Consider the following 5,008-nt stretch of genomic DNA (forward strand, 5'->3'; position numbering starts at 1 on the left):
AAGGAACGGACGCTTCCTTTGTACTCACCCTCTCGGGCTTTCCTCCGGGCTTCTGTTCTGCTGTCTTGCGTTTCCGACTCTATCAGACTCTTTCGTGTCCGACTTCCTCGGTGCTTTCCAGGTTCTTCGCTTTCGCGCTTTCCCTTTCCGGCGGTTCCGACTCTATCAGAAGTTTTCCACCGGATTTCCCCGGCTTCGATTCCCGAATGAAGAGTCGAGTGTCCCCACTCGAAATGCGATTCCTTGTGGGGGTTGCTGCCGAGCGTGTCCCGCTCCAGGCAACTGCTCGACTCTACAACCGTGGCTGTGAGGGTGTCAAAACGACCGGCCGGCCCGCCCCAAGTGCGGACTGCGGGGAGGGCCGGTCCTCCGTGTCACGGGTGCTGGACCGGGTCGCACGCGTCGCCGGCGTCGGCGCCGGCCTCGGAGTCGAGGAGGTAGGTACCCCTCGCGAGGCTTCGCAGGATGCTGTCGGCGGTCGCCTCGGCGGTCAGGCTGCTGGAATCCAGGGCGTTCGTCTCGTAGACGCCCAGATCACTGAACTGCTCGTGCATCGATCGGATCGGTCCGGGGTCCGTCAGAGCGTCGCCGCCGCGGCCGGTCGCCCGTTCCAGCGTGGTGTGCCGGTCCGGGCGAAGGACGACGTAGTTCAGCGGCACGGCCCGTTCCTTGGCCGCGGCGCGGAAGAGGTCGATGAACCAGGGGCCGACGACACCGTCGTACACCACTTGGTAGCCGCCGGCGGCGTAGCCGAACGCCGCCGAGACCAGTACGTCCAGGACCACCTCGTTCTGCCGCTGGGCTTCGGGCAGGTAGGGCGGGATGACGCCCCGCTTGATGTAGTGCCAGAAGTCGTCGCTGTGCAGGTGGACGCTGGGGGTCAGGCGATCGGCGAGGAGCGCGGCGACGGTGCTCTTGCCCGCTCCTGGCGGTCCTGCCACCACTGTCACCTGACCGCGGGCGGGAGGTATCTGCTCGACGGCCGGAAGGATCATGCCGCCACCATGTCACGCCCGACCCGCGCGCCGCTGCCGAATTCCGCTCCCGCCCGCCGACGGAAGGAGGGGTTACCGGGCTGCGTCGAGGAGGATCCGCGCCAGCTCGTACGGCTGGGAGAACATCGGCCAGTGCCCGGTGTCCATCTCGACCAGCCGCCACCCGTCGCCGGTCAGCAGCGCGGCCACGTCGTCGTTCGGCTCGGCGCCGTCCAGCAGGCACTTGACGTACGTCGCCGGGAGCTCGCCGAGCGGCCTCGCCAGCACGGCCGGCTCGGCCAAGGAGTCGCCCGGGTGCGGCGTCGCACCGCCCACGAGCCGGGCGGTCTGCTCCGCAGTGAGGCCCTGGCCCTCGCAGTCGGCCGCGGTCAGCGGCGCCCAGAAGCCGCCGTTCCCGGCGATGGCGGCTTCCAGCTTCGCCGGTCCCTCCCACCACGTGGAGACGAACGAGGCACCGTCCGCCGGAACGTTGGAGTCGACGAAGACCACACGGGCCAGTCGATCACCGATCCGCTCGGCGGCCTGGCCCACGGGGATACCCGAGTAGCTGTGCCCGACCAGTACGACATCACGCAGATCGAGGCGCTCGACCTCGTCCACGATGTCCCGGACATGGGCCTGCCGGCCGGCCGGCACGGCCCGCTTCTCGGCGAGACCGGAAAGCGTCAACGGGAGAACGTCGTGGCCGGCCTCCCGCAGCGTCGGCACCACGTCGTCCCAGGCCCACGAACCGAGCCACGCACCTGCAACAAGCACAAAGATCGCCATGGCGGCACGGTAGCCGCAGGGTCCGACAACGCCGCTCGAGAACCCTCGACCGCCGCCGTGCTCAGCGCGGGAGCACCCACCCCGGCGCCCAGGTCCCGGCGGCGTCCCGATCGGCTGCGGCAGCGGCGAGGTGGGAGCGGAGGGTGGCCAGTGCCGGATGGGGGTTGTCCCGGTGCCAGAGGAGCGAGTGCGGGTAGACAGGGGTCGGGTCGGTCACCGGGATGCGGCGCAGTCCGTGGCCGGCGGGCCAGACGAGGCGGGTCTGCGAGCCCATGAAGGTGGCCAGGGCCGGGGTGTCGGCGACGGTGTCGAGCAGCGCGTCGGAGCCGAAGTTGGGGCCCGTCGCCTCGATGGTGAGGCCGAACTCCGCGACGAGGTCCTCGTAGTAGGCCGCCCACTCGGTACCGGGCACGATGCCGGGCATCCAGATCCGGTGTCCCGCGAGCTGCGCCACGGTCACCGATCGGGCGCCCGCCAGCCGGTGGGCCGGGCCGGTGAGGAGTTCGAGCGGCTCGTCCAGTACGCGCACGCACTCGATGTCCTCGGGCAGGGGCCGGCCCGGCGCGGCGACGGCGCGGAACGACGCGTCGATCGCACCGGACCGGAGGGCGGCGACCGCCGTCTCGATGTCGAACAGCATCACCACGTCGAGGTCGACCTCGGGGTGCGCACGATGGAAGCCGCGCATCAGGCCCGACGGTGCGACGCGCGAGGCGATCACGTCGACGCGCAGCGGCCGACGGCCGGGCTGCACGGACGCGACCGCACGCTCCGCGACCCGCAACAGCTCGCGCGCGTGCGGCAGGAACGCCTGCCCGTCGATGGTGAGCTCGGCCCCGCGCGCGGTCCGCGTGAACAGCCGCACCCCGAGGTTGCGCTCCAGCACGGCGATGCGCTTGGAGACGGCCTGCTGGGTGACCGACAGCTCGGCCGCCGCCTCCTGGAACCGGCCGGCATCCGCGGCGGCGACGAAGGTCCGTACGGCATCGAGGTCCATGCCGACAGCCTACGAGCACAACGAATCGTTGTGCCCCACGCCTCGATGGTTGTTTGATCCCGGTGCCCAGCGCTCGCTTTGATGCTTCCGATCCCGAATCGGTTGTACGGGCGAGTGGCGAGGGGCGTCGGGCATGGGGAGCGGACACCGGCTGGGGCGGCAGTTCGGATGGCTCTGGGGTGCGTACGGGACCAGTGCGCTCGGCACCTGGCTCGCCTTCGGCGCCTTCCCCCTGATCGCCATCCAGGTACTGCACGCCGGACCGGCCGAGGTCGCCGCGCTCTCCTCCGTGGCGGCCGCGGTGGGGGCGGCCGTGGCGGTGCCGCTCGGCCCGTGGGTGGAGTTCCGCCGCAAGCGGCCGGTGCTGATCGCGATGGACCTGGTGCGGTTCGCGGCGCTGCTCACCGTCCCCGCCGCGTTCGTACTCGGCGGGCTCACCTTCCTCCAGCTCCTCCTGGTCTCCGCCGTCGTCGCGACGGCCGACATCACCTTCCGCGCCGCCTCCGGCGCGTACCTGAAGACCCTGCTGCCGGCCGAGCACCTGCTCGTCGCCAACGCCCGGTTCGAGTCAACGGCCTGGACGACCACGATCATCGGACCGCCGCTGGGCGGCGCGGCGATCGGGCTCCTCGGCGCGCCGGCTGCGGTGGTGGCCGACGCGGTCAGTCACCTGCTCTCGGCCCTGGGGATCCGCGCCATCGGCGGCGGCGAACCGCGGCCCGAGCGCCGGGAAACCACTCGTATGCGGGCCCGAGACCTGCTCGACGGCTGGCGGTACGTCCTCGCCGACCCGACTCTGCGTCCGCTGTTCTTCAACACCGTCTTGTTCAACGGCCTGGTGATGGCCACCCAACCCCTGCTGGCCGTCCTCATGCTCGGCCGACTCGGGTTCGCGCCGTGGCAGTACGGCCTGGCCTTCGCCTTGCCCTCGATCGGCGGGCTGCTCGGGGCCAGGGTGGCCCGCCCCCTCGTCGAACGGTTCGGGCAGCGCGCGGTCCTGACGGCGTCCGGCGCACTGCGCGCGATCTGGCCCGTCGGCCTGGCCTTCCTGGGGCCGGGCGCCGGCGGCCTGCTGTGGGTGATGGGGGTCGAACTCGGCCTCATCTTCTGCTGCGGGGTCTTCAACCCCGTCGCCACCACCCTCCGCCTCGAGCGCACCCCGACCGACCGGGTCACCCGCACGCTGACCGCCTGGGCGGTGACGACCAAGGCGTCGACCGCGGCACTGACCGCCGTGTGGGGCGTACTGGGCAGCCTGCTCGGCCCCCGTACGGCCATCGGCCTCGCGGGCGTACTCCTGCTGGCGACCCCGCTGCTGCTCCCCCGCCGCGAGGCGGGCGAAAAGTCCTGACGGACCGTCCTGTCGGAACTTCCTGACGGACCTTCCTGACGGACCTACGTGCGGGCACCCGGGCAGCGCCCGAGCACCAAGTGCACGCTGTTCACGGCCAGTCCCGGATGGCTGTCGGCACAACGCGCGGTGGCGAGGGCCTTGGCGAGCACCTCCGGTCCGAGGTCCTCCTTCCTCCGTGCCACTCCACCGGGTCGACCACCACGACCCGGTACCCGTCGTCCGTGAGCCACCGTGCGTGCACTCCGGGCCCGCCGCCGACATCCAGTACGGACGCGGGCGAACCAGGACCCGCCCGTCAGATGCCCGCGGTGCCTTCGGTGGCCGCGGTGCCCGCACCAGGCCGTCGCACCATGAAGACGTCGACGGGATCCTGAGCCTCCACGGTGAACCCGTGCCGCTCGTAGAGCCGTTGGGCAGCACTGCCCTGGAGGACGTTCAGCCGTACGACCTCACGATCGGCGTCGATCCGCTTCAGCAGTGTCCGCAGGACGGCCGATCCGAGCCCCTGCCCCTGGACGGCCGGCGAGAGGTAGAAGTGCTCCAGCCATCGGCCGTCCCGGGCCGGACGCACGGTGACACTGCCGGCGAAGCCGCCGTCGACCACGATGACCGACGTGTGCTGTTCGGAAAACGCATCCCTCAGCCGCTGCCGGACCTTGTGCTCGTCGTACCGCCCCAGCCGCTCCAGGTCCGGTCGCATGACCACGGCCCGCAACTCCGCGATCGCCCCGACATCCGCCGGCTCGGCACCGCGCAGCACCCATTCGAGAGGTCTCGTGTCCATGGGCCGACACGATAGCGGCCCGTAAAGGCTCGTAAACGCAGAAAAGCCCCGCACCAGAAGGTGCGGGGCTTTCCCACAATGATTGTTCGGCGGCGTCCTACTCTCCCACA

At 70.9% G+C, this 5,008-nt stretch carries 6 protein-coding genes and 1 pseudogene; 1 reads left to right on the plus strand and 6 read right to left on the minus strand.

Annotation, left to right across the window (positions count from 1 at the left end; genetic code table 11):
* Positions 1-374 precede the first annotated feature (374 nt).
* From ACFYZL_RS39960 to ACFYZL_RS39970, 3 genes are all read right to left on the minus strand, one after another.
* The gene (locus tag ACFYZL_RS39960; RefSeq protein WP_388686112.1) at positions 375-995 is read right to left on the minus strand and encodes an AAA family ATPase; all 621 of its coding nucleotides are present in this window, start codon (positions 993-995) and stop codon (positions 375-377) included.
* Positions 996-1,067: 72 nt separating this feature from the next.
* A complete protein-coding gene (locus ACFYZL_RS39965) occupies positions 1,068-1,763 on the minus strand; it encodes an alpha/beta fold hydrolase (protein ID WP_388686114.1) in 696 nt (231 codons plus the stop codon).
* A 61-nt stretch (positions 1,764-1,824) separates the two neighbouring features.
* Positions 1,825-2,760 carry a LysR family transcriptional regulator gene (locus tag ACFYZL_RS39970; RefSeq protein ID WP_388686117.1) on the minus strand — a complete coding sequence of 312 codons (936 nt, stop codon included), beginning with the start codon at positions 2,758-2,760 and terminating at the stop codon, positions 1,825-1,827.
* 133 nt (positions 2,761-2,893) lie between these two features.
* On the opposite strand from ACFYZL_RS39970, the gene ACFYZL_RS39975 reads away from it, so the two are divergent.
* Complete coding sequence (locus ACFYZL_RS39975; RefSeq protein WP_388686119.1) at positions 2,894-4,111, plus strand: MFS transporter; 1,218 nt, start codon at positions 2,894-2,896, stop codon at positions 4,109-4,111.
* A gap of 44 nt (positions 4,112-4,155) precedes the next feature.
* Here the strand turns inward: ACFYZL_RS39975 and ACFYZL_RS39980 are convergent, their stop codons facing one another.
* The 3 genes and pseudogenes from ACFYZL_RS39980 to ACFYZL_RS39990 form a co-directional block, all read right to left on the minus strand.
* Complete coding sequence (locus ACFYZL_RS39980) at positions 4,156-4,296, minus strand: hypothetical protein (protein WP_388686121.1); 141 nt, start codon at positions 4,294-4,296, stop codon at positions 4,156-4,158.
* A pseudogene (locus ACFYZL_RS39985) lies at positions 4,290-4,400 on the minus strand (SAM-dependent methyltransferase); the annotation flags it as partial. The gene ACFYZL_RS39980 and the pseudogene ACFYZL_RS39985, both read right to left, overlap by 7 nt.
* Positions 4,401-4,409: 9 nt before the next feature.
* Entirely contained in the window at positions 4,410-4,898 is a 489-nt protein-coding gene (locus ACFYZL_RS39990) for a GNAT family N-acetyltransferase (RefSeq protein ID WP_384758755.1), read from the minus strand.
* Between the last annotated feature and the right edge of the window lie 110 nt (positions 4,899-5,008).

The sequence above is a fragment of the Streptomyces sp. NPDC001717 genome (genome assembly GCF_042892775.1).
GTDB lineage: Bacteria > Actinomycetota > Actinomycetes > Streptomycetales > Streptomycetaceae > Streptomyces.

Coding starts and splice junctions, on each gene's coding strand:
- ACFYZL_RS39960 (WP_388686112.1), bottom strand. CDS start 995: ATGATCCTTCCGGCCGTCGAGCAGATACCTCCCGCCCGCGGTCAGGTG.
- ACFYZL_RS39965 (WP_388686114.1), bottom strand. CDS start 1,763: ATGGCGATCTTTGTGCTTGTTGCAGGTGCGTGGCTCGGTTCGTGGGCC.
- ACFYZL_RS39970 (WP_388686117.1), bottom strand. CDS start 2,760: ATGGACCTCGATGCCGTACGGACCTTCGTCGCCGCCGCGGATGCCGGC.
- ACFYZL_RS39975 (WP_388686119.1), top strand. CDS start 2,894: ATGGGGAGCGGACACCGGCTGGGGCGGCAGTTCGGATGGCTCTGGGGT.
- ACFYZL_RS39990 (WP_384758755.1), bottom strand. CDS start 4,898: ATGGACACGAGACCTCTCGAATGGGTGCTGCGCGGTGCCGAGCCGGCG.